General features: G+C 37.3%; 17 protein-coding genes. 10 read left to right on the top strand and 7 right to left on the bottom strand.

Annotated features, from left to right (window positions below):
- Positions 1-16: 16 nt before the first annotated feature.
- The 6 genes from J3T98_RS09465 (at position 17) to J3T98_RS09440 (ending at position 8,579) form a co-directional block, all read left to right on the top strand.
- Positions 17-3,052: a type I restriction endonuclease subunit R gene (locus J3T98_RS09465; RefSeq protein ID WP_267362711.1), complete on the top strand. Its 3,036-nt coding sequence runs from the start codon at positions 17-19 to the stop codon at positions 3,050-3,052.
- Positions 3,053-3,110: 58 nt separating this feature from the next.
- A complete protein-coding gene (locus J3T98_RS09460) occupies positions 3,111-4,214 on the top strand; it encodes a hypothetical protein (protein ID WP_267362709.1) in 1,104 nt (367 codons plus the stop codon).
- Positions 4,215-4,749: 535 nt separating this feature from the next.
- Positions 4,750-5,733 (top strand): sulfate ABC transporter substrate-binding protein, encoded by a 984-nt coding sequence (locus tag J3T98_RS09455; RefSeq protein WP_255561418.1) that lies wholly within the window; start codon positions 4,750-4,752, stop codon positions 5,731-5,733.
- Positions 5,734-5,813: 80 nt separating this feature from the next.
- The gene (gene cysT, locus J3T98_RS09450) at positions 5,814-6,632 is read left to right on the top strand and encodes a sulfate ABC transporter permease subunit CysT (RefSeq protein WP_416380651.1); all 819 of its coding nucleotides are present in this window, start codon (positions 5,814-5,816) and stop codon (positions 6,630-6,632) included.
- A 9-nt stretch (positions 6,633-6,641) separates the two neighbouring features.
- A complete protein-coding gene (gene cysW, locus J3T98_RS09445; protein ID WP_267362707.1) occupies positions 6,642-7,490 on the top strand; it encodes a sulfate ABC transporter permease subunit CysW in 849 nt (282 codons plus the stop codon).
- Positions 7,491-7,499: 9 nt separating this feature from the next.
- Positions 7,500-8,579, top strand: a complete 1,080-nt coding sequence (locus J3T98_RS09440) for a sulfate/molybdate ABC transporter ATP-binding protein (RefSeq protein ID WP_267362706.1) — start codon at positions 7,500-7,502, stop codon at positions 8,577-8,579.
- 19 nt (positions 8,580-8,598) lie between these two features.
- On the opposite strand, the gene J3T98_RS09435 is transcribed toward J3T98_RS09440, so the two are convergent.
- The 5 genes from J3T98_RS09435 to sat all read right to left on the bottom strand — a co-directional run bounded on the left by J3T98_RS09435 (position 8,599) and on the right by sat (position 15,481).
- Positions 8,599-9,552 carry a LysR substrate-binding domain-containing protein gene (locus J3T98_RS09435; RefSeq protein ID WP_267362705.1) on the bottom strand — a complete coding sequence of 318 codons (954 nt, stop codon included), beginning with the start codon at positions 9,550-9,552 and terminating at the stop codon, positions 8,599-8,601.
- Positions 9,553-9,904: 352 nt separating this feature from the next.
- Complete coding sequence (cysI, locus tag J3T98_RS09430; protein WP_267353764.1) at positions 9,905-11,665, bottom strand: assimilatory sulfite reductase (NADPH) hemoprotein subunit; 1,761 nt, start codon at positions 11,663-11,665, stop codon at positions 9,905-9,907.
- A gap of 47 nt (positions 11,666-11,712) precedes the next feature.
- The gene (locus J3T98_RS09425; RefSeq protein WP_267362704.1) at positions 11,713-13,500 is read right to left on the bottom strand and encodes an assimilatory sulfite reductase (NADPH) flavoprotein subunit; all 1,788 of its coding nucleotides are present in this window, start codon (positions 13,498-13,500) and stop codon (positions 11,713-11,715) included.
- A gap of 139 nt (positions 13,501-13,639) precedes the next feature.
- Positions 13,640-14,275 (bottom strand): phosphoadenosine phosphosulfate reductase family protein, encoded by a 636-nt coding sequence (locus J3T98_RS09420; RefSeq protein WP_065562758.1) that lies wholly within the window; start codon positions 14,273-14,275, stop codon positions 13,640-13,642.
- Between the two features lie 45 nt (positions 14,276-14,320).
- A complete protein-coding gene (gene sat, locus J3T98_RS09415; RefSeq protein ID WP_267362703.1) occupies positions 14,321-15,481 on the bottom strand; it encodes a sulfate adenylyltransferase in 1,161 nt (386 codons plus the stop codon).
- Positions 15,482-15,821: 340 nt separating this feature from the next.
- Between sat and J3T98_RS09410 the strand changes: the two genes are divergently transcribed.
- The 3 genes from J3T98_RS09410 to ggt all read left to right on the top strand — a co-directional run bounded on the left by J3T98_RS09410 (position 15,822) and on the right by ggt (position 19,845).
- Positions 15,822-17,099 (top strand): MFS transporter, encoded by a 1,278-nt coding sequence (locus J3T98_RS09410; protein WP_267329325.1) that lies wholly within the window; start codon positions 15,822-15,824, stop codon positions 17,097-17,099.
- Between the two features lie 12 nt (positions 17,100-17,111).
- Positions 17,112-17,978: a pyridoxal kinase PdxY gene (gene pdxY / locus J3T98_RS09405; protein ID WP_267362702.1), complete on the top strand. Its 867-nt coding sequence runs from the start codon at positions 17,112-17,114 to the stop codon at positions 17,976-17,978.
- A gap of 265 nt (positions 17,979-18,243) precedes the next feature.
- Positions 18,244-19,845 carry a gamma-glutamyltransferase gene (ggt, locus tag J3T98_RS09400; protein ID WP_416380650.1) on the top strand — a complete coding sequence of 534 codons (1,602 nt, stop codon included), beginning with the start codon at positions 18,244-18,246 and terminating at the stop codon, positions 19,843-19,845.
- Positions 19,846-20,147: 302 nt separating this feature from the next.
- On the opposite strand, the gene J3T98_RS09395 is transcribed toward ggt, so the two are convergent.
- Positions 20,148-21,545: an RtcB family protein gene (locus J3T98_RS09395; protein ID WP_267362700.1), complete on the bottom strand. Its 1,398-nt coding sequence runs from the start codon at positions 21,543-21,545 to the stop codon at positions 20,148-20,150.
- Between the two features lie 554 nt (positions 21,546-22,099).
- Between J3T98_RS09395 and J3T98_RS09390 the strand changes: the two genes are divergently transcribed.
- Positions 22,100-22,921: a hypothetical protein gene (locus J3T98_RS09390; protein WP_267362699.1), complete on the top strand. Its 822-nt coding sequence runs from the start codon at positions 22,100-22,102 to the stop codon at positions 22,919-22,921.
- Positions 22,922-23,456: 535 nt separating this feature from the next.
- Here J3T98_RS09390 and J3T98_RS09385 read toward each other — a convergent pair.
- Positions 23,457-23,918, bottom strand: coding sequence for a hypothetical protein (locus J3T98_RS09385; RefSeq protein ID WP_267362698.1), 462 nt, complete (start codon positions 23,916-23,918; stop codon positions 23,457-23,459).
- Position 23,919: the final 1 nt, after the last annotated feature.

The following is a 23,919-nucleotide window of genomic DNA, read 5'->3' as shown; positions in this document are numbered from 1 at the left end:
TTAAGGAGTGGTTGGTATGCATAGCGAATACTATTTTGAACAGGAAGTGGAGCGAAGCCTAATTACAGATGGTGGTTATGTAAAAGGCTCACCGAAAACCTATGATATTCAACGAGCTTTAATCCCGCAAGATGTGATTAACTTTATTCAAGCCACACAACCTAAAATTTATGAAAGGATTACTTCCGCTTATAAGGGTGATGCAGCTGAATATATTCTTAATGATCTTACTCACGCACTTGATAGTTTTGGATCTTTAGCTGTATTACGGCAAGGTTTTAAAAGTTTTGGTAAAAAAATTAAAATGGCTTACTTTGCACCGAATACCAATATTAATAAAACTACGCAACAACAATATAATGCCAATATTTTAACTTGTACTCGTCAAATTAACACCGAAGATAAACAAATTCCTGATATTGTTTTGTCATTAAATGGCATTCCAATTATTACTATAGAGCTGAAAAATGAGCTATCGGCAACAGGCTGGAATGTCCATGATGCGATAAATCAATATAAATATCAGCGCAATCCTCAAGGGCGATTATATGAGTTCAAAAAGCGTACCTTGGTTCATTTTGCGGTAGACACCTGCGAAATATATATGACAACCAAGCTTGATGGTGAAAAAACACATTTTCTTCCTTTTAACAAAGGTTTTCACAATGGAGCGGGCAATCCCCCCGTTAAGGATAATGTACGTACTTGTTTCCTTTGGCAAGAAATCTTAGTGAAAGATAGTTTAATGGATATTATTGGGCGTTTTTTACATTTAAGTACTGAATTAAAAAAAGTGCGCACAGATGCTGGCTTTATTAATCAAACCAAGGAAACGATGATTTTCCCACGTTATCATCAACTTGATGCCGTACGAAAACTAATCAAACACAGTAAAGAACATGGTGCGGGACATAATTATCTTATTCAACATTCAGCAGGTTCAGGAAAATCCAATACAATTGCTTGGTTAGCTCATCATTTAGCTTCTATGCACAACGACAGCGATGAAAAAGTATTTCATTCCATTATTGTAATTACTGATAGAGTGGTGTTAGATCGTCAGTTACAAGAAACGATTGTGCAATTTGAACATAAAGATGGTGTAGTCCAGAAAATAGATGAAAATACTTTGCAGTTAACCCATGCGTTGGCGGCAAATGTGCCTATCATTATTACTACGATTCAAAAATTTCCCTATGTCATGAAATCAATTCGTACTCAAGCTAAAAAAGGTATTGATATTAAATTATCAACAACCGATAAGCGTTTTGCCATAATAGTGGATGAAGCACATAGTTCGCAAGGTGGTGAAACAGCAATGGAACTGCGTAAAATTTTGAACAAAGATGGCATCGAAGCAGCAATTGCTCAAGAATTTTTAGATGACGAAGACGATGATAATTTAAGTGATGAGGCTAGAACGAGATTGTTTATTGAGGCAGCTAAACGCAGCCGACAACCTAATTTAAGTTTTTTTGCTTTCACTGCTACGCCAAAATGGAAAACGTTAGCTTGTTTTGATGAGCCTTCGGAAAATGGATTTGCTCCTTTTCACTATTACAGTATGAAACAAGCCATTGAAGAAGGTTTTATTCTTAATGTACTGGCTAACTATACTACCTATAAACAATATTTTAAATTATTAAAAATTGCTAGTGAAGATAAAGAACTCGCAAAAAACAAAACCAAAGCATTAATGATGCGTTTTGTTTCCATGCATCCAAGTGTTATTCAACAAAAAGTCGAAATAATAGTTGAGCATTTCCGAACGGTCACAATCCATAAAATAGGTGGTCGAGCAAAGGCAATGGTGGTAACTAGTTCTCGGGAACACGCAGTGCGCTATAAATTAGCTTTTGATGAATATATCAAAGAGAAAGGCTACAGGGGCATTAAATCATTAGTTGCTTTTTCAGGAAAATTAGAAGTTGATGCTGTTGAATATACCGAATCTAGCATGAATGGTTTTAAAGAAACCGAATTACCTGAGCAATTTGATACTGATAATTATCAAGTATTATTAGTTGCTGAAAAATATCAAACTGGCTTTGACCAACCATTATTGCATACCATGTTTGTTGATAAAAAGCTTTCTGGTATTCATGCGGTGCAAACGCTATCTCGATTAAATCGTTGTATTTATGGTAAAGAAGATACCTTTGTATTAGATTTTGTTAATACTCATGATGATATTTATAAGGCCTTTAAACCTTTCTATGAAGTAACACAACTTGGCGATATTCCTAATGCACAAAAATTAAATGAATTAGGATTTGATCTTGACAGTTGGAAATTATATTTTGAAAACGATATTAATGAATTTGCTAATATTTGGTTTAAAGATAGAAGTCGATTAACAGGTCAGGAACATCGCCAATTGAATAGTATTATTGACCGTGCAGTAGAAAAATATAAAGCGATACATATAGATGATCCTATTCACCAACAAGAACAACAAAAACTATTTAAGAGTCAATTACAAAGTTACTTAAATTTATATTTATTTGTTTCTCAAATTATGGATTTTACCGACTCAGAACATGAAAAACGTTATGCTTATTTAAAGGTATTACTCCAGAAATTACCTAAAGGTACGAAAGAAATTGAAATTGATTTATCAAAAATTGTCGTATTACAATTCTATCGTTTACAGAAATTAAGTGAACAAGGTATAGATTTAGGAAAAGGTGAGGCGAATGAGTTAAAAGGTTCAACTGATGTTGGTACTGGTCGAGCTGATTCTACTGAAAATCTTTCACATTTAGTTAGTGAATTAAATGAAGCATTTGGTACCGATTTTACTGTTGCAGACCAATTATTTTTTGATCAAATCGAAGAAGCCGCACTTTCGGATGAATCAATTAAAGACGCGGTTAAAGCTAATTCTTTAGAAAGTTTTACTGAATTTTTATCAACAAAACTTCTGGATCTATTTTTAGAACGATTAAGCGGTAATGAAGAAGTATGTAATAAGGTTATGAGTAATTTAGAATTGAAAAAAAGAGTAGTTAAACGACTTGCCAAACAAATATATGAGCGAGTAAAGCGCTAAAATAATATATAAACACTATTTTTAATAAATACTATCTTCAAATTAGCATAGGTAATTTATGACTTACTATACCAATATATTTTCACCCGAAACCTATCATGCTTTCACGTATTCCGATAAATCAATATCCGGTTTTCGTATTCGGCAAGAAGGGCTCGCTAATAAGCTTAAGCCTGGTGATATTTTAATTTGTTATATAACACGATTATCTCGTTGGTGTGGTTTGCTTGAGGTGATCGATGGTCCGTTTCACGATTCTACACCTATCTTTTTAGATGAAGATGATCCTTTTACAGTTCGTTTTCATGTTAGTACTAAAGTTTGGTTACCGTTGGCTGAAACAATTCCTATTCATGTTGATGAACTTTGGCAACAACTTTCGTTTACCAAATCACATGATAAAAAAAGCAGTGCATGGACAGGCTTACTACGAAACAGTTTAAATAAACTTAATGATAAAGATGGTAAATTATTAGCAATTACATTATTAAAGCAATCAAATGATGCGATACCCTATCCTTTAGATGAATTAGATAAGAAAAAATTAAAAACACATACAGTTAACCGAGCGGATAAAGTGATTGAGGTTTCTGTACCTAATGATGATCAATCATTTGATGATGAAGCGCAGACACAAAATCAGGACGTGCGTGAATCAATAAAAATGCAGGCATTAATTGCTCAAATTGGGGCTTGTATGGGACTTAAAATTTGGCTGCCTAAAGCAGATCGCAGTAGAGTTTTAAAAGAATGGAAAAATAACACCGAAGTTCTATTAGATAGATTGCCGCTTAATTACGATGAGGCAACATTAAGTACGATTGAACAAATTGACGTAATTTGGTTAAAAGGTCGCTCAATTGTTCGAGCTTTTGAAGTAGAACATACTACATCTGTTTATTCGGGTTTATTACGTATGGCTGACTTATTAGCATTACAACCGAATATGAATATTAATTTACATATCGTGGCGCCCGATAATCGACAAGAAAAAGTCTTTCAAGAAATCCGACGACCAGTATTTTCTCTTCTTGAAAAAGGCCCTTTATCAGAAAGTTGTAGTTATATCCCATACAGTAGTCTAAAGGAGCTTAGTAAACAAAAACACTTAGATCGGATGACTGATGACGTATTAGATGATTATGCTGAATATCAGGAATAATAGTGTTTTATACTAAAATGAAATAGGTGAAAAACTTTTTCAACAATATTGATGTTAACTTACTTTAGGATCATAAGATTTAGTAAAAAAACAATGTTGGTATAAGGCATGATATAATCGGCATATAATAAGCCATACAAAAACTGGGGATATAAAGAAAGATACATTTCCTTGCCATTTATTGAAGCAACATCATTAATTAGAAAATATTTCTCATAATTATAAGAATTTTATAAAATTATTTGAGAATGTGAAAAATAGATTAAACAGACATTACTATTATATATTGAAAATTAGGCCGATTCTTTAAATCTTATAAATATATTAATTTTTATATTCACCTCTCCTCATCTCCCTCCACACCTATATATCTATTTTTGTTATAACTAAATGCAAAATAATCGTTTTCGCATCTCACCATAATTTGGTCTAATTATTTCATATTTTTATCATTACTAATCCAATACATTAGTAGCGTAGCGTGAGGTGTCGAGTGAAAAATTTACCTCTTTTTCAAAAATTATATAGGCATGGGATCAGCTTAATCTTATTGGCAATTTGCACTTTTATGCATCAAGCGCAAGCAATTGAATTACTCAATGTTTCTTATGATCCCACGCGAGAGCTTTATAAAGCATATAATCAGGCTTTTATCGAGCATTGGCAGCAGCAAACCGGTGAACGGTTGACGATAAATAATTCGCATGGTGGGTCTGGTAAACAGGCACGTTCAGTCATTGATGGTTTGCAGGCCGATGTGGTTACGCTTGCTTTAGCGAGTGATATTGATGCGTTAAACCGTTATCAAACTAACATATCACCTGATTGGCAAGCTAGGTTGCCAAATAATAGTGCGCCTTACCATTCAACTATTGTCTTTTTAGTGCGTAAAGGTAATCCAAAACAGATTTATGATTGGGGTGATCTCATAAAAGATGATGTTGAGGTAATAACACCCAATCCCAAAACCTCGGGTGGGGCTCGTTGGAATTTTTTGGCGGCTTGGGCTTATGCTAAAAGTACCTATGGTAACGATGAACAAGCTCAAGACTTTGTCACCAAATTATATCAACATGTTCCGGTTTTAGACACTGGTGCCAGAGGCGCAACCATTAGCTTTGTACAGCGAGGCTTAGGTGATGTTTTAATTTCTTGGGAAAATGAGGCTTATTTGGCGTTAAGAGAGCAAGGTGGCGATCAATTAGAAATTATTATGCCCTCATTATCCATTTTAGCTGAGCCGACTGTGGCTTTAGTCGATAAAGTTGTTGATAGCAAAGGTACACGTAAGCAAGCGCAAGCTTATTTGGAATACTTATATAGCGATCCGGCACAACATATTATAGCCAAGCATTTTTACCGTCCTGTTAATCCTGATGTCCTTAAACAATATGCTGATCAGTTTCCTACTATTAAGTTAGTTACGGTTGATAACGATTTTGGTGGATGGCAAACAGTGCAAAAAAAATTTTTTAGTGATGGGGCCATCTTTGATGCAATTTATGCTGAGATAAACTAATTACTACTTATTCTGGCGATGTTATGTGTGTACTCACTTAGCTTTGCGGTATAAAGGTGAATGTTATGAAAGTTGCAAGCATTAAACAACAACGGATCATCCCAGGTTTTAGCTTAACGTTAGCTTATACTTTAACCTTTCTTAGTTTGATTGTGCTTATTCCGTTATTAGGTTTGTTTCTTTATTCAACAAAGCTGTCTTTTGAGGAGTGGCATCGGTTATTAGTCAGCAAACAGTTTTTATTGGCATTAACGCTTTCATTAAGTACCGCATTTATCAGCGCCGGTTTAAACAGCTTTATTGGTTTATTATTGGCTTGGGTACTGGTGCGTTATCGATTTCCAGGACGTAAGATAATGGATATCTGTATTGATATCCCGTTTGCTTTACCAACAGCCGTTGCTGGCATTGCGTTAACCGCAATTTATGCCAAAAACGGGCCAATTGGGCAATGGTTCAGTTTTAAAATTGCTTATACCCCCATTGGCATTACCTTAGCGCTGTTATTTGTTACATTGCCGTTTGTTGTGCGCACTTTACAACCGGTGATGGCTGATTTACCACGTGAACAAGAAGAAGCGGCGAGTTTACTTGGTGCATCGCCTAGGCAAATTTTTATGCATATTATTTTACCTGCCATTTTACCTGCTTGGCTAACGGGGTTTACCCTCGCTTTTGCTCGTGCTATTGGCGAATATGGTTCAGTGGTCTTTATTGCCGGTAATATTCCATTTAAGACCGAAATATTACCGTTATTAATCGTCTCAAAACTTGACCAATATGCTTATGATGCCGCTGCCGCGATTGGCGTAACGATGTTACTGATTGCTTTTGTATTGTTATTAATTATGAACAGTTTACAGCGAAAACTTAACCGTAAGATTAATAAAAACCATTAATATAAGATTATGCAGATATTACAATCAATAACAGAAAAAAAGAGAGTAACCCGCTTACAGCTATTGCTAATCTTGTTGGCGGTATTACTGTTTTTCGGACTTTTATTGTTGCCGCTAGTTGTGGTGCTCGCGCAGGGGCTAGCTAATGGTGTAAATGCATTTTGGCAAGTGATTATTGAGCCAGATACCTTATCCGCTTTTAAATTAACACTGATTGCCGTTGGTGTAGCGGTGCCATTAAATGTGATATTTGGTGTATGTGCAGCTTGGGTCATAACTAAATATCAGTTCAAAGGCAAACAAATATTAGTCACATTAATTGATTTGCCGTTCTCGATTTCACCCATCGTGGCAGGTTTAATCTATGTATTGCTATTTGGCGCGCAAAGTACGTTATATCCTTTTTTGCAGGCGTGGAATATTCAAATTGTCTATGCAATTCCAGGAATTATTTTAGCAACGATTTTTGTATCCGTTCCTTTTGTGGCAAGAGAACTCATTCCGATAATGGCGCTACAAGGTACTCATGAAGAAGAGGCCGCCAGCGTCCTTGGTGCGAATGGCTGGCAAATTTTTTTCCACATTACTTTACCCAATATTAAATGGGCCTTAATGCATGGTGTTGTTCTTTGCACCGCTCGCTCACTCGGTGAATTTGGCGCGGTATCGGTTGTTTCTGGGCATATTCGTGGTTACACCAATACCTTACCGCTTCATGTTGAGATTTTATACAATGAATACAATATTGTTGCCGCATTTAGTGTCGCTATTTTGCTATTAATTATGTCGCTTGCGTTACTCTTGATTCGTCAATGGATTGAAAGGCGCTTAGCCAATGAATGTCATTACGGGAACTAAGAGGTAGATATGAGTATTACACTACACAATATCAATAAAAGTTTTGAACACGTTAATGTCTTAGAAAATATCAATTTCAGCATAAAACAAGGTGAATTAGTTGCACTATTAGGCCCATCTGGTTGTGGAAAAACAACTTTACTGCGCATTATAGCCGGTTTAGAAACTGCCAGTTCAGGGCAAATCTATTTTGCTGATAGGGAAGTAACTAAGCTGAGCGCCAAGCAACGAGAAATTGGTTTTGTCTTTCAAAATTATGCGTTATTTCGGCATATGAATGTAGCTGAAAATGTGGCATTTGGACTAAAAATGAAACCAAGATCTGTACGATTAAATAAAACAGCAATTGATGAACGCGTTAATCAATTACTCGAATTAGTGCAACTTGACCATTTTGCCAAACGTTATCCAGACCAACTGTCAGGTGGTCAGCGTCAGCGAGTTGCGTTAGCGCGTGCGTTGGCTTCGAAACCTAATGTGTTGTTGCTTGATGAACCATTTAGTGCTTTAGATGCTAAAGTCCGTAAAGATTTAAGGCGTTGGTTGCGTGATTTTCATCATGAACTCAATGTTACCAGCATCTTTGTTACCCATGATCAAGAAGAAGCACTGGAAGTTGCTGATAGAATAATTTTAATGAATCAAGGTCACATAGAGCAAATAGGTACCCCTGCCGAAGTCTATAAGCAACCAAAAACCGCCTTTGTTGCGCATTTTCTAGGGGATGTTAACCTTTTATATGGTTATATTGAAAATAATACATTAATCATTGGTGATTTTCACAAAGATATGAAGGAACAAGGTACCTGGCCTGATCAGTCTGCTATCGCTTATGTTCGACCTCACGAAATCAGTATTGCTAAAATTGCCCGAAAAAATGATATCCAAGGAGAAGTTGTACGTATACATACTGCTGGTCCAACCGTCTTTCTGGAAATTGCTGTAGCCGGACAACCAAAGCATATTGATGTATCTATTAGCTATCGACAATATGAACAACAGCAAGTTGAAATTGGTGATACTGTCTACTGGCAACCTGCACTCGTTAATATTTTTATGCAAGATGAACTATTAGAGTTTATGATTTAAGGAGAATGATTCCTATAAATTAAATCTGATAATCAAGTATTTTGGAATGAGTTTGCTCAATTAATGCATGACTTTTGATATCTTCCAGTGACAACTCTTGATTGCATAATTGAATAAAGCGCCAAATATAATTACGTTGTAATTTATGTCGTTTTAATCCTAGCCATGTAACATGTGACTCAAACAGATGTTTCGCATCCAATTCAACTAAATTGATATCATGATCAGGGTTGTACATTTTATTACCTAAAATACCAATCCCTAAACCTAACTCAACATAGGTTTTAATAACATCAGGCTCCTGAACATTGAGCGAGATATTGGGTGTCAATCCGATAGCTGAAAAGGCTTTATCAATACTTTTACGAGGAAATATTCCTTGACGATAAGTAATGATAGGTAATGTTTGTAACATATCTAACGTCACTTTATCGACTTTAGTCAAAGGATGATCTTTAGGAGTAACTATAGAGTAATGCCAACGATAAAAAGGGTAAATAGCAAGCGAACTATTATCCACTCTTTCATTATCAATACCAATATCCGCTTCGCCAGAAAGAAGCTGAGAGATAATTTCACTAGATGATCCCTGATTGATAATGATATGAACTTTAGGAAAAAGCGTTCTAAAAGATTTTATAATATTTGGGAGAATATAACGGGCCTGAGAGTGGGTGGTCGCTATCACTAATGAACCTTCATCAGTATTAGAAAAAATGGTTGATAACCGCTTAATATTATTAATTTCATTTAAAATTCGTTCGGCAATAACCACCAATTCTAAACCGGGTTCAGTCATGTTAATCAAGCGCTTACCTTGACGAATAAAAAGATCAATATTCAGCTCTTCTTCTAGCTCTTTGATATGTCGGCTTACACCTGACTGAGATGTGTATAAAGAATTTGCGACTTCGGTTAAATTATAATTACAACGCGCAGCTTCGTGAATAATCCTTAATTGTTGTATATTCATGACGATCTTCCTAGTAAAAATTACTTTATTCCCGTTAGATAGTTGTATTATTTATGTGTAAGTTGCTGTATATAATTGATAACTAAAAAGTGAATTATTTAAAAAATTTCAGACCGCCAGCAAGCATAAGCAATATGATGAAACTGGTTATAAGCATTTTGTCTAATTTATAAATTATGCTTATTCGTAATTTTATTAGTAAAATTATGTACTTTGATAAGTAATTTCAGTATAAAAGAACGTATAAAAAAGACAAATATGATAAAGTAATAACCATATGAATTATGGCTATATATGCCTACAGTCAATAAACATAGTTTAAAATTATCAATCAACAACTTTTATACTCATCTCAATTCGCCTCTTGATAAAAATCGATCGCTGAATTGAGTACCGGTTTTACAATCTCATGACGAATAACAAAATCACCAAATCCTTCTTCTTTATTGCGATGAATGGACCATGCGGCAATAAGTGGTTCGAGTGCTAATAAAATCTCCTCAACATTCACGTTTTCTTTATATAAGCGAGGAATTCGTGTGCCTTCTCGATTACCGCCAAGATATAAATTGTAGCGACCAGGTGCTTTACCCACCATGCCCACTTCCGCCAACATGGCTCTAGCGCAACCGTTAGGGCAACCGGTTACACGCAAAATAATATAATCATCGGATAAGTGATGCTGACTTAACATCTGTTCTATTTTAGTTACAAACGTCGGTAAAAACCGCTCGGCTTCAGCCATAGCAAGTGGGCAAGTTGGGAAAGACACACAGGCCATGGAATATTTACGTTGTAATGTGACAGTATCGTCAAGCAAACCATATTGACGTGCAATTTGTTCAATGGCTGCTTTTTGTTCCTCTGGCACGTTAGCTATAATTAAGTTTTGATTGGCGGTTATACGCAGATCACCTTGATGAATTTTGGCAATTTCTGCAACGCCGGTTTTTAATGGTTTATTGGGATAATCAAGTAACCGACCATTTTCAATAAATAGCGTTAAATGCCAGTTATCATCAATACCTTTATACCAACCAAATTGATCACCTCGTCGACTAAATTTATAAGGTTTACTACTTAGAAATTTACTTCCGGCACGTAGTTCAACCTCTTTTTTGAAGTTTTCCACGCCAACACGTTCAAGCGTATATTTAGTTTTGGCATTTTTTCGATTATTGCGGTTACCCCAATCACGTTGGGTGGTCACAACGGCCTCAGCAAAAGTCAGCACTTTTTCGACAGGAATAAAACCAAAATCGTCGGCTTTGCGTGGGTAAGTTGTTTTATCACCATGCGTCATTGCCAAACCACCACCAACTAATACATTAAAACCAATTAGTTCGCCTTTTTCTGCTATTGCCACAAAGCTAAGATCATTAGCATGAACATCCACATCATTAATCGGGGGGATGACAACGGCAGTTTTAAATTTACGCGGTAAATAAGTCGAACTTAAAATTGGCTCACTATCGGGTGTAGAAAGCTTTTCACCATCCAGCCATATTTCAACGTAAGCACGGGTTTTAGGTAAAAGGTGTTCTGAGATTTTGCTTGCCCAATGATAAGCTTGTTGATGAACTTTTGATTCCACAGGATTTGAAGTACATAAAACGTTACGATTCACATCACCGGCAGTGGCAATCGAATCTAGCCCTATCTTATGCAACAGCTGATGAGCAGACTTAAGGCTGCGTTTAAACAGTCCGTGAAATTGGAAAGTTTGTCGAGTCGTGAGTCGAATACTGCCATATTTTGTTGCTTCAGTAGCAAATTTATCGATAGTCAGCCACTGTTTCGGGGTGATGATACCACCAGGCAGGCGGCAACGTAACATCATGGAGATCAGTGGCTCCAGTTTTTGTTCTGTGCGTTCTTTACGAATATCGCGATCATCTTGCTGATACATGCCATGTAAGCGAATTAGCTGAGAATTATCGCTGTTAAAGCCACCCGTTAAACCGTTATTAAGATCATCAACGATAGTGCCTCGCAAATAATTACTTTCTCGCTTAAATCGTTCAGAATCCGATAAAGGCAGATCAGAGACATCATTTTGTGGCGGTGTTAAATTGACTGTTTGAGTCAGGGTAACTGTTTTAGATTTGCTCATATTACATCACTCGATAAATTAATATTAGTTGTTGTATCTGTTTATCATTAGTAAACATCTCGTTGATAGCGCTTTTGACTTCTTAATTCATCCAAATAACTGATAGCTTGTTCTTGACTATATTGTGCTTGAGTCATCAAAATTTGTTGAAGCGCTAAATCAACCGCTTTTGCCATACGTTTAGCATCCCCACAAACATAGATAAAGGCACCTTCTTGTAGCCATTGCCAAATATCACTGGCTTGAGCAATTAATTTATCTTGTACATAGATTTTCTCAGCTTGATCTCGTGACCAAGCAAGATCGATGCGAGTTAACAGACCTTCTTTAACATAGCTCTGCCATTCCACTTGATAGAGAAAATCGGATATAAAATGTGGATTGCCAAAGAATAACCAATTCTTACCGGTAGCACCTTGACTCGCACGCTGTTGTAAGAACGCCCGAAAGGGGGCAATGCCCGTACCGGCAGCAATCATAATGATTGCTGCATGAGTATCATCAGGTAATCGGAAATTATCATTATGCTCAATAAAAATTTTGACTTGATCTTGATCAGCAATTTGATTTGCTAAGAATCCAGATGCGCCGCCCATACGGATCTTATCGTCGACCTGATAACGTACTACATTTACGGTAAGATGAACTTCTGAGCCAACTTCATCTTGCGCAGAAGCAATGGAATAGAAACGCGGAGTAAGAGGTCGAAGCAATTCAACAAAGGTCTGTGCCGCTATCTTGCCACGATAGCGGTTAAGCATATCAACCAGTGGTAATGTTTGACTCATTTCCAATAAGGCTTCTCGATCCCCCATTAAGGTAAGAAGTTCGGGATGTTGAACGGCTTGAGCGTATTTTTCAATAATGATCGGCGTATTTTGAGTCAATTCAACATATTCAGTCAGAACCGTTTTTAAAGCGATCTGTTGTCCATGATGTTCAACTGGCGTTTCACCTGCAAGCTGGGTGATACTTAGTATCTCCTCCACAAGTTCATTACTATTTTGATACCAAACACCTACCGCATCACCAGGCTGATAATGAAGATCCGAATCGGACAGGTCAAGCTCAATATGACGAATATCACGATCTGAATCGCGTGAGGTGATTTTTTGATTAACGTTAACTGCGGCAATAAATGGATTATCGCGGTGATAAAGGCTACTGTTAACGGCTATACTGGTTGAATTTTCTGTTGGCGATTGTGTGTTTGATAGTTGTAATTGACTAAGTTTATCAATCACTGCCTGTCGCCAAGAGGTACTTATGGTTTGAAAATCTGTATCAGCATCTACACGTACTAGCAGGCGCTGAGCATCTAATTCAGCGAATCGTTGATCAAAGTCTTTAGCGGCTTGACAAAATTTTGGATAAGAAGCGTCACCTAAGCCAAAAACCGCAAACTGTAAATGAGTTAATTTAGGCGCTTTAGCGGCAAACAGATATTTATAGAGTGACAACGCCTCTTCCGGTGGCTCGCCCTCACCTTGGGTTGAGGTCACCAATATTAAAATCTCTTCCTGACTGAGTTTTTTAGCTTTATATTCTCCTGCCGGCAGATGAGTCACCGCAATACCCAAACGTTCAATATCCTGACTTAACTCGTTAGCTACTCGGCGGGCATTACCGGTTTGTGATGCCGATATGATTGTGACTTTTTGCTCCGCTTGAGTCATATTGGAGGGGGGAGTGGTACTCGGTAAAACTTGTTCGACGGAACTTTTTTCCGCCCGTCCCCATAAATAACCCGATAACCAAGCTAGCTGCTTATCGTTGTAATTTTCAATAATTTTTTTTAATTCATCACAATTAAAAGGAAATTGTTGTGTACTCATACGATGACCTTATCTGATAGCGTTTAGCTATCGTTAAATTGCTATTGGCTCGTAACCTTAACGTGCTATGGTAAATCCAACCAACTTAGATTCACTTACCTTTTGCCAGTAAAGTCTAATGTTGTTTATTTATAAAAAATCAAAAAGTTATTTTATGTAAACCGCACTCTCTACCTTGTGGTCCTTTAGTTGGATCGACGTAGTCCATTTCGTTAGGCAAATTATGTTTTTCGATATAATTCTGCATATCTTGACTCGTCCAATCGAGTATTGGGGCGATCTTAAATAAATTGTCCCCTGCTTTTGTTACAATATTGAGTTCTTGCCTTAGCGCAGATTGTTCACGGCGTAGTGCAGTAAACCACAATGTGGGTTTAAGCGTAGACAAAGCACGGTTAAACGGTTCAATTTTAACAATTTGTGTAAACTCGGTGTGTTCCGGAGTATCAAGTTCAGGTAGCCCGCCATATCGCACATTTAAATAAGCAGTCGTCCTTTGTGGGACAAAAATATGTAGATTAAGATTAAGTTGCTTAGTAATTTCATTGGCTACACGATAGGTTGCATTGGTTGCATAGCCGTTATCAACCCAAACAACCTTAATATTCGGATCGATTTGGGTAACAAGGTGCAAAAGTACTGCCTCATAAGGGCCAAAATGGGTACTGATAATACTTTTAACGGGAATATCTTGTTGTTTTTTCAGTGCCCATTCAATAATGGTTAACGGTGACTGATTTTGCAATTTTTGGTTAACTTTAGTTAAATCTAGCATGGCTTTTCCCTTTATTGATTTATGGATGATTAACTATTTAGCTGATTACTGATTTACCCATTGATATAACTCAGCAACGACTTCTGGCCGACTAAATGTTTCTGGTATCGGCTCTTTGGCTTGTAAACGCCGTCTGACCTCCGTACCTGAAATAAGAACGCGATCAGCACTATCGTGGGGACAGGTTTTCGTTGATGCCATACCGTCACATTTGTGGCAATAAAATGTCCAGTCAATCTTAATTGGCTTAATGAGTAAATCGTTGTCTTGCAAATGGCTAAAGATCTCTTGTGCAGCAAACGGTGAGTAAAAATCCCCAACCCCAGCATGATCGCGGCCGACGATAAGATGACTACAACCATAATTTTGTCTAAAAAGGGCATGTAGTAACGCCTCTTTCGGCCCAGCATAGCGCATATCTAAAGGGTAACCGGAATGAATAACGGAATCTGGCACAAAGTAATTGTGAATTAAACTGTTAATTGCTTTAAGACGAATGTTGGCCGGTACATCGCCCGGTTTTAAGTTACCAAATAATGAATGGATAAGCACACCATCAAAAAGTTCTAACACGGTTTTAACTAAATATTCGTGTGAACGATGCATTGGATTACGAGTTTGAAAGGCCGCTATTTTTTTCCAACCTAATTGAGTAAAGCGTTCCCGTGTCTGTTGTGGAGTTAAAGCATATTGACCAAACTGTGCTTTAAAGCCATTATCGTGCAAAACTCGGACTTTACCACCTAAATTAACCGGTGGTTGAGCCATCAGCATTGCAACACCAGGATGGCTTGGATCTGTCGTTGTAAACACCTGATTAGCTTCATATTGTTTATCTGGACGATAAATGCTATCCACATTCAAAATACCGATTATCTGTCCATCTGGTGTTTTTAAGGCGATTTCATCACCTAATTTTAGGGTTTCAGCTTGAGCATCGGTCACCGATACGGTTATGGGAATTGGCCAAAAAACCCCGTTCGCTAAATGCATATTATCGCAAACGCTACGCCAGTCCTCTTCTCGCATAAAGCCATACAGAGGTGTAAAACCCCCGATGCCTAACATGACTAAATCTCCAGTTTCACGACTGGATAAGGTAATTGCTGGTAAATTTTTTGCATATTGTTGCAGGACTAGACGTTCATCGTCATCAACCTGTAAAGGTTGTAAACTGTCACTAGCATGAGGTGCGATCAATCCCATAATGATTCCTTACCGATATTTTTATTAAATCTAATTAAAAGCGATTATCGATAAATAAGGAAATATCAATTTTATATACCATTATGCGATTTGTGCATATTCAAAGTTGATGGAAGATGTTATCACTACAATAAGATAAAAGTTATCGGAAGCCCAAAGCTAAAGTGTTATAATTAATTCGCATACATCAAGTTGAACGTATTTAATAAAATAGAAATATTATTAAATTTCTATATATAATTTTTAATCTCTTTTCAGATAACGAATTGTGATGTTGATAGCTTTGTGCTAGTTTTATTATTCATTATTGGTCATACATTCCTCTACCCAAGGTTTACTTATGTCAAATTCATCTGCAAAAAAAGTGGCTTTTGCTGCTTTTATTGGTACTACTATTGAATGGTATGATTTTTATATCTATGCGTTAGCATCGGTATTGATTTTTGGTCAGCTATTTTTTCCGTCTGATAACGAGTTTGTACAAATTTTAGGGGCGTTTGCTACCTTTGCAGTAGGTTTTTTATCCCGTCCTTTAGGTGCTATGTTATTTGGGCATATTGGTGACCGTTTAGGGCGTAAAAAATCACTTATTATCACTTTGCTTTTAATGGGGACGGCGACCACTTTTGTTGGGTTATTACCGTCTTATCAACAAGCAGGTATTTTGGCACCAACGTTATTGGTTGCGTTGCGAGTTTTACAAGGTGTTGCTGTTGGTGGTGAGTGGGGTGGTGCCGTATTGATGACTAATGAACATGCGCCGAAAGGATTGAAAAACTTCTTTTCATCCTTTGCTCAGTGGGGAAGCCCAGCAGGCAATATTTTAGCATTACTGGTTTTTTCTTATATTATTCGTTTACCTGTTAATGAACTGATTGATAGCGGTTATTGGCGTATTCCTTTTTTAGCCAGTGCGATTTTGTTAATTATTGGCATTATTGCTAGAGTGACGTTAACCGAATCGCCGGTTTTTGTTGAAGCATCTAAAAAACAAGCGGACTTAAAGCAAGAGTCAGCACCGATTATTGAAGTATTTAAAAAAGCATTGCCATTATTAATATTAGCGATTGGTGCTAATGTGCTGTCATTTAGCGGTATCTTTTCCAATACCTTAATGATTGGTTATACTACTTTGGTACTTGGTGTCGAAAAATCAGTGATAGTTGATGCACTGTTTTGGATCGCTATTGTCCATTTTGTTGCTCAACCGTTTATCTCTTATTGGTCAGAAAAATTCTCGGCAACACGCTTTTTGATTTGTACAGCAATATTGGCAATGGCATCGGTATTCTTGTTATTCCCGATTATAAATTCAGGCACAAAAACCAGTTTTATTATTGGGATTTCGCTAAATGTGATTTGCTACAGCGGCTTTTATGGTGTAATAGCTGGGTATTTGAGCCGTATTTTCCCTGCCAGAATGCGCTATACTGGGTTATCAATGAGTTATCAAGGATGTGCGGCTATTTTTGGTAGCTTAATTCCAATGATAGGTGGTTATGTTATTTATACCTTCAAAAGTTTTTGGTTACCCTTAGCCTTATTTTATTGCGGTTTAGCACTGATATCCATTATCTGCATCTACTTGTTAAGCAAATATCGTTATTATGATGAATAATAAGGTCTATATATGAAAACTGTTTTATCAATTCAGTCCAATGTTGTTTATGGTTATGCCGGTAATAAAGTGGCGACACTAGCGATGCAATTGCAAGGTGTCGAAGTGATGCCAATTCACACCGTTCAGTTATCGAGTAATACGGTTTATCCACATTATGACGGCATTGTGCTGGGCGCTCAGCAAATTACTCGAATCGTCAATAGTTTGGAAAAAATTGGCGTATTGTCATCCATTGACGCCATTATTTCGGGCTATATTGGACTTGCCGAACAAGGTGAAGAGATCCTTGAGGCCGTAAAAAAGATAAAATTTTATAATCCTAATGCGATTTATGTTTGCGATCCGGTGATGGGGGGCGACATCAATAAAGGCAGTTCCTTACCACAAAATATTATTGATTTCTTCACTAAGCAAGCAATCAAATACGCTGACTATATCACGCCAAATTTATTGGAGTTACAGATATTATCGAATCTGGAAATCAAAACCTTTAACGATGTGCTTAACGCGATAAAAACACTGCAAAATAAGCCGATTCAAGCCATATTGGTTAAAAATCTGCTGCATGCCGGTAAAACGACTGAATTATTTGAAATGATTTTAGCCACACCATCACAAAGCTATCATCTGGCTCGACCATTATATGATTTTCCACACCGTCCATTAGGCGTTGGGGATTTAATCTGTAGTCTGTTTACTGCCCATTTAGTCAATGGACAATCCCAACTAACCGCCTTTGAACTCGCCGCCAATGCCGCCAATCACGTGCTTGATATCACCAAACAACAAAATGCCCGAGAGCTCGCGATTATTGATGCTCAACAATGGATTAAACAGCCGGATTTGCAGTATCGCGGAACACCGCTTGCATTATAAGGCAATTAAGATCGGTATTATTGTCATTGGTCATAATCATTTTAGCTGCAAAATTTAATTAGTTTATTCTTGGCATAGAAAATGCATTCCTCAAAATGTTACTGTTAACAATTGAGGAACGACTAAAATGTGGAAAAGACACCCAATATTATTAAGTTTATTGCTTATTAATCCTTTATCTGGTGCTGCTGATATACCGCTATCAGAGACAGGAAAGTACTGTGATACCCCTTCCCGTTGTCTTAACCCGATAACGACCAATGTTATGGTAACGTCCCCCAATTATTTAGCGACTCAAGCTGGAATTGATGTATTACACAAAGGAGGCAATGCGGTTGATGCAGCGATTGCCGTAGCCTCAACGCTTGCTGTTGTTTATCCTCAAATGAATACCATTGGTGGCGATAACTTTTGGTTAATCTACAACGCTAAAACCAAAGAACTAAAAGGACTAAATGCCAGCGGTCGTTCTGGTAGTTTGGCCACGATAGACTATTATAAAAATAAAGGTTTCCATAAAATTCCGTCGCGAGGCTATCTGGCAGCCAATACCGTTCCTGGGGTGGTTTCCGGTTGGGATGAAGCATACCAATATGCCTCTAAAAATATGAAAACTGCACTACCGTGGAACACGTTATTTGCATCAGCAATTGATTATGCCGAAAATGGATTTTCGGTTTCACCTAGCCTAAATTATTGGACAACAATCAATATTGATCCAAAAGACAAAGAGTTTCGGAATTTACAGCGTTTTTCGGAGTTTAAAAAAGTATTCTTAAAAGACGATGGGCAAGCTTACCAAATTGGCGAAATCCTTAAACAACCCGATTTAGCTAACACATTAAAAATTATTGCAAATAAAGGCGCTAAGGAATTTTATCAGGGTGATATTGCCAAAAATATTGTCAACGATCTGCAAAGCCATGGTGGTGTATTGACTTTAGATGATTTTGCTAAGCATCGTGCTACATGGGTAGCCCCGATCCATGTTAATTATCGACAATATACTGCCTATAATCTACCACCCAATACACAAGGTATGGCATCGTTAGAGATTCTAAATATACTCAATAATTTTGATATAAAATCTTTGGGGGAAGGCAGTGCGGATTATTACCATTTAATAATTGAAGCAACAAAACAAGCATTTGCTGATCGAGATAAATACCTTACTGATCCCGATTTTAATCAGATCCCGCTTAATCTCTTATTATCTACCCAACATGGTCAACAACAAGCAAAACAGATTGATATGCAAAAGGGCTGTGTAGAAACAAAGCCATTAGATCCTAAAGGCGATACCGTTTGGTTTGGTGTTGTTGATGCAGAAGGAAATGCGGTATCTATTATTCAAAGTATTTATCATGATTTTGGTTCTGGCATTGTTGCTAAAGATACAGGAATTTTATTGCAAAATCGTGGTAGTTTTTTCTCGTTAGATCCTAACCATATTAATCGTTTAGAGCCAAATAAACGCACCTTTCATACATTAAATCCAGCCATGCTTTTAAAAGATAATAAACCTTATCTGGTTTATGGCACCATGGGCGGAGAAGGACAACCACAAACGCAAGCGGCAATTGTGACACGAATTGTTGATTTTGATATGACACCACAAGATGCCATTAATGCACCGAGATGGTTATATGGCCGCACATGGGGTGCATCTTCCAATAATCTTAAAGTTGAAGGGCGCATACCTAACGATGTAATTCATTCCCTCAAATTACGTGGGCATGATGTGCAAATTGTTGATGATTACACCGATACCATGGGTCATGCTGGTGCCATTCTTATCGATACCAATCATCATCTACTAATGGGCGCAACCGACCCGAGAGGGGATGGTTTAGCGGCTGGGTATTGATACTATTTGGGTAATGAATTGATAGCGGTTGAATAAAGTTGCTCAATGCAGAAAAATCCCTTTTAAACTATATATAATCTTGTTAAGGTTTCCACCGTTAAATGTTGGAAACCTTAAACCAGATAACGGTATAGACTCCTCAATATTTTTTACAAATTTTAATAAGCAATAACTATTGGCTTGGTATTGTTTGCTATAAACAAGTTGTTGTGAGTTTTTTTGCTGATTTAGCCAATGCTTGCGCAAACAAAGTAATTTTTAAAACCGCATCAAGCCAAGTCAATGCGGTTGTTGTATAAAAATTACACCTTAAACGTAACCCACGGTTTAAGTTTAACCACTGTTTGAATCAAACCGGCGTTTTGTTGTGCGTCAATCACTGGTGTGATCGGTTTGTAGGCTGTGGGCGCCTCTTCACGTAGCCGTTCTTCTTTTAAGGTAATACATTGCCATGGCAAATTAACCTTATCATATTCGACTTTTTTGCTACGCATAGCTTGTCGTCTTTCTGCTCGACCTGCACCGTGTGAACAAGACCATAACCAATCTGCATTACCTTTACCTACTACCACATAAGAGTGAGCACCCATTGAGCCAGGGATTAAAGCTATCTGACCAGCATAAGCCGGCGTTGCCCCTTTACGATGAATATTCATCTCATGTTCAGGCAAAATGATATTGTGCGAAATGTCGACCACGAGTTGACTATCATCTTGATGAAAAATAGTTGCAAGTGATTTACGTATCAATTCGGTAATCACAATTCGATTAATCCAAGCATAACGCGCAGCAACGCCCATAGCTTGTAAATAGGCTTGTGCGTGACTATCTGTTAAACCAAACAATCCTGATTTTGGTTGCTTTTCATTAGTCGGCCATAAAGCTTTTGCTTTATCTTGCCAACGCTGACCAATGTAAAAACCGACATCACGCGATCCAGTGTGAATCATGACGACAACACTATTTTTTTCAAGACCTAATTGATAAGCTAAATGTCGATCGATAATATCATCAACAATTTGTAACTCGACAAAATGGTTGCCAGATCCGACTGTACCTAAACTCGCAGGGCGAATAATATCGCGCTTTTCAAAAAAGGCTTCAGGTGCATACTGACTATCTGCCTTAATTAAGTGATTACCCGATATTTTATTAAGCTCTGCGTGTAATCGTTCATAATTAACTGAATTCCACAAACCTTGCTGCGGTAATGCCGATAACCATGCTGCAAGACCTTGATCGAATAATGCCTGAAAAGATTGCGGCGTAACAGGTACATCACGCTCATCTTGCAATAACACACGTTTTAATTGTGCAATAATTGTCGATTTTTGTTCACACACCTGATCAAAGCTTAAACCCGTGGTAAAAAGCCGCATACCGCAATTAATATCGGTACCAATTGCTGCCGGAATAACTAAATCCTGTGTAGTTGCAACAATACTACCAACAGGCGCAACCGCACCCGGATGAAAATCAGGTGTAGCACGAGCCATGCAAACTTTCCCTACACTATTAGGAACGCTCACAGATACAAAGTTCAGTAGCTGTTCTACCGCTTTTTGCTCTAATGGCAATGGACTCGGTAACAAAATCTGAGCAGAAGTATTTTCTTTATTTAAAGTATAAATATCATTATTAAAATGACTTTCAATCCCAAGACGGGACAAACGTTTTTGTAAACGGGAAAATGTAGACATAATAGCCACCTAGAAAACAATAAAAAAGCGTTTCCTCAAATTGAGAAGATAATTACTGTTTTCCTGCAGCAGCACTATTCAGGAAAGCGGGTGAATTCTATACGCTGATTATTTATTTGTAAAGGACAAAATTGATATAGTAAGTCTGATAAATTTATTTTTATGACTTGCTCATTTGCTTTAAAATAGCAAACTCACCGATAAATTGATGAAGTTTATTTAAATCTTAAAAGGTGTTATTGATGGTCAACCTTGGCAGATTGATATGCAAAAAACAGCAGATCATTTTGGGTGATGATTTGTATTTTTCAATCCAAATATTGGGAAGGTTTTCCTATGCTTTCGAAATTTGGCTTTGGGCTTAGGCAAGTGTTAACACACTATTTGCTTGCTAAAGATTAGCACGTGACTTTGAATGACGGTTCGAAGCTAATTGCAGTAAAAAAACATCACATCACTGCTGAATCTGATCATTTATCGCAATAAGTTAAATTCAATGGCTAGGGCGCTCACTCGTTCTAATTCAAAGTAAAATAGACAAATACGGTGATTAAATGGACAAAAAAGCAAAAAAGATTCTGTTTCAAACCTATTGGAAAAATGGCTGGAAAGACAGAAAGGAGATAAAAACAGAGCCGAGCGACTTCGCGTATGCGAAAGAAAAAGGATTAATGTTTGATCCCATTACCATATCACACGATGATTGTGTCAATAAAATCATAGACATCGTCTCCACAATCACTCTTGAACACGTTGCCAAGGCCTTTTTGAGCAGCTTATCAACGCGGCGACTTGATTGGCGCTCAGGTATTGCATCATACTTTATCGCCAAATTAATGACAGCGCATCAATATACGCCAGTCGTGTCTGGTCAATCTTATCAAGATGGCCAAATGATTCATTCATCCCATACGTGTCAGGTCTGCCGTGATCTCAAATATGGCATGATTGGTAATGAAAACTACGTCAAAGCAGATTTAAATATCTTAAACTTTGAACGAATAAAGTGGGGGGGAGTGCGTCATGGTGATTTACTTTATACCTACTTTGATCTCATGCAATTCACTAAACAGGCAATCTCTGAACCGACCAAAGATGATATAGCTATTTTAAAAGGGATATTAGCCATTATTGCATCCTGTCAGCAAGATGATTACCCGGGTTCACTAAGTGATAAACTGACGGATGTGCCTAACTTTAAATCCAATCAGGATGAACGTAACACCGTTATTGAAATTTTGGCTTGTGTGGGGATTTTACAACCCGCTTCTTATGAACGCCCAACAAGGGGAAAACACGATTGGGTATATGCCACTTATTGGCGTGGTCAGGATAAATACAATCAACAAATGGTGAAGCAATTATTTGGTCTTTAATGCATGATCTCTAATTTGCTCTAGGGGCTGTTAATCTCATCCCAACTCAGCCCACCAAATATTTTTTCAGCCTGTCGGCATCATTACTCTTCTGTTTTTTCGTTCTCGAAACTGCAAAAAGCTCTATTTTACAATAACTGGTCAAAGCAGATAGTTTCTGCTCCTGTTCACATTGTGTTGTGAATGATAAACCCAACAGCGACGAGAAACAGATTTACCATTAAAGATCAAATCAAAGCAACGGCACATGTCGAATGTCGAAAAGATGCTAATGTGATTAATGAAATCCTCGATTTTTATTTAATCTTTACTACTATCAACTTTAAATTGCCAAACTTACTAAGCGTCGTAATTGCATTAGTTTTCTCTTCAATAAGATTCTTACAGATCCTCCCTTTAGGTTATTGCAATGGGGTTCGCCTTGAAAGCCGCCGTGCAATATTGAAGTTCAGGTGTTCAGGCGAACGAAGGTTTCCAACGAACCCCTCCGGCTCCCCGTTCCACTGCGCGTGGGGTGTAAGGGCAAAAGTTTAGTCTAATGTTTATTAATTCGACTACTTTGTTGTTCTTTAGTTGGATCATGAGGTTGGCATTTTCCATATACTGTTGATTTAAATATTTTTCCACGATTATCAATGAGTTCGCCAATCATAACATAGGGTGCACCAACTGGATATTTGATGTGATCGTGATGTTTAGTGTAATGGTCAAAATCGATTGTAATGATCGCGCTTTTCAAGCATTGCGAATTGATATCTTTAGCATTCAATAAGCGGTAAAGTTTAGAATTATATTTAGATACGATTGGTTGAAAATATGCCGTGTCTGGTTTAACAACCTGATTTAGTAAATCGAACTTTAATGAGAAAATATGGTTTGTTTTTGCAAATTGATACAATATACCTAAAGCCCAGTAACCTTGAAAGTCATTATTCCGGCTATTAAAGCTACTCGTTATTCCTCGTATTACATCAATAAGTTCTTTGTGCTTGGACATA

The organism is Gilliamella sp. B2772, from assembly GCF_026536985.1.
Lineage (GTDB): Bacteria > Pseudomonadota > Gammaproteobacteria > Enterobacterales > Orbaceae > Gilliamella > Gilliamella apicola_E.
The sequence above is the reverse complement of the archived record's forward strand: the minus strand, read 5'-3'. Positions and strand labels throughout refer to the sequence as shown.

Coding starts and splice junctions, on each gene's coding strand:
- J3T98_RS09465 (WP_267362711.1), top strand. CDS start 17: ATGCATAGCGAATACTATTTTGAACAGGAAGTGGAGCGAAGCCTAATT.
- J3T98_RS09460 (WP_267362709.1), top strand. CDS start 3,111: ATGACTTACTATACCAATATATTTTCACCCGAAACCTATCATGCTTTC.
- cysW (WP_267362707.1), top strand. CDS start 6,642: ATGCAGATATTACAATCAATAACAGAAAAAAAGAGAGTAACCCGCTTA.
- J3T98_RS09440 (WP_267362706.1), top strand. CDS start 7,500: ATGAGTATTACACTACACAATATCAATAAAAGTTTTGAACACGTTAAT.
- J3T98_RS09435 (WP_267362705.1), bottom strand. CDS start 9,552: ATGAATATACAACAATTAAGGATTATTCACGAAGCTGCGCGTTGTAAT.
- cysI (WP_267353764.1), bottom strand. CDS start 11,665: ATGAGCAAATCTAAAACAGTTACCCTGACTCAAACAGTCAATTTAACA.
- J3T98_RS09425 (WP_267362704.1), bottom strand. CDS start 13,500: ATGAGTACACAACAATTTCCTTTTAATTGTGATGAATTAAAAAAAATT.
- J3T98_RS09420 (WP_065562758.1), bottom strand. CDS start 14,275: ATGCTAGATTTAACTAAAGTTAACCAAAAATTGCAAAATCAGTCACCG.
- sat (WP_267362703.1), bottom strand. CDS start 15,481: ATGGGATTGATCGCACCTCATGCTAGTGACAGTTTACAACCTTTACAG.
- J3T98_RS09410 (WP_267329325.1), top strand. CDS start 15,822: ATGTCAAATTCATCTGCAAAAAAAGTGGCTTTTGCTGCTTTTATTGGT.
- pdxY (WP_267362702.1), top strand. CDS start 17,112: ATGAAAACTGTTTTATCAATTCAGTCCAATGTTGTTTATGGTTATGCC.
- ggt (WP_416380650.1), top strand. CDS start 18,244: ATGGTAACGTCCCCCAATTATTTAGCGACTCAAGCTGGAATTGATGTA.
- J3T98_RS09395 (WP_267362700.1), bottom strand. CDS start 21,545: ATGTCTACATTTTCCCGTTTACAAAAACGTTTGTCCCGTCTTGGGATT.
- J3T98_RS09390 (WP_267362699.1), top strand. CDS start 22,100: ATGGACAAAAAAGCAAAAAAGATTCTGTTTCAAACCTATTGGAAAAAT.
- J3T98_RS09385 (WP_267362698.1), bottom strand. CDS start 23,918: ATGTCCAAGCACAAAGAACTTATTGATGTAATACGAGGAATAACGAGT.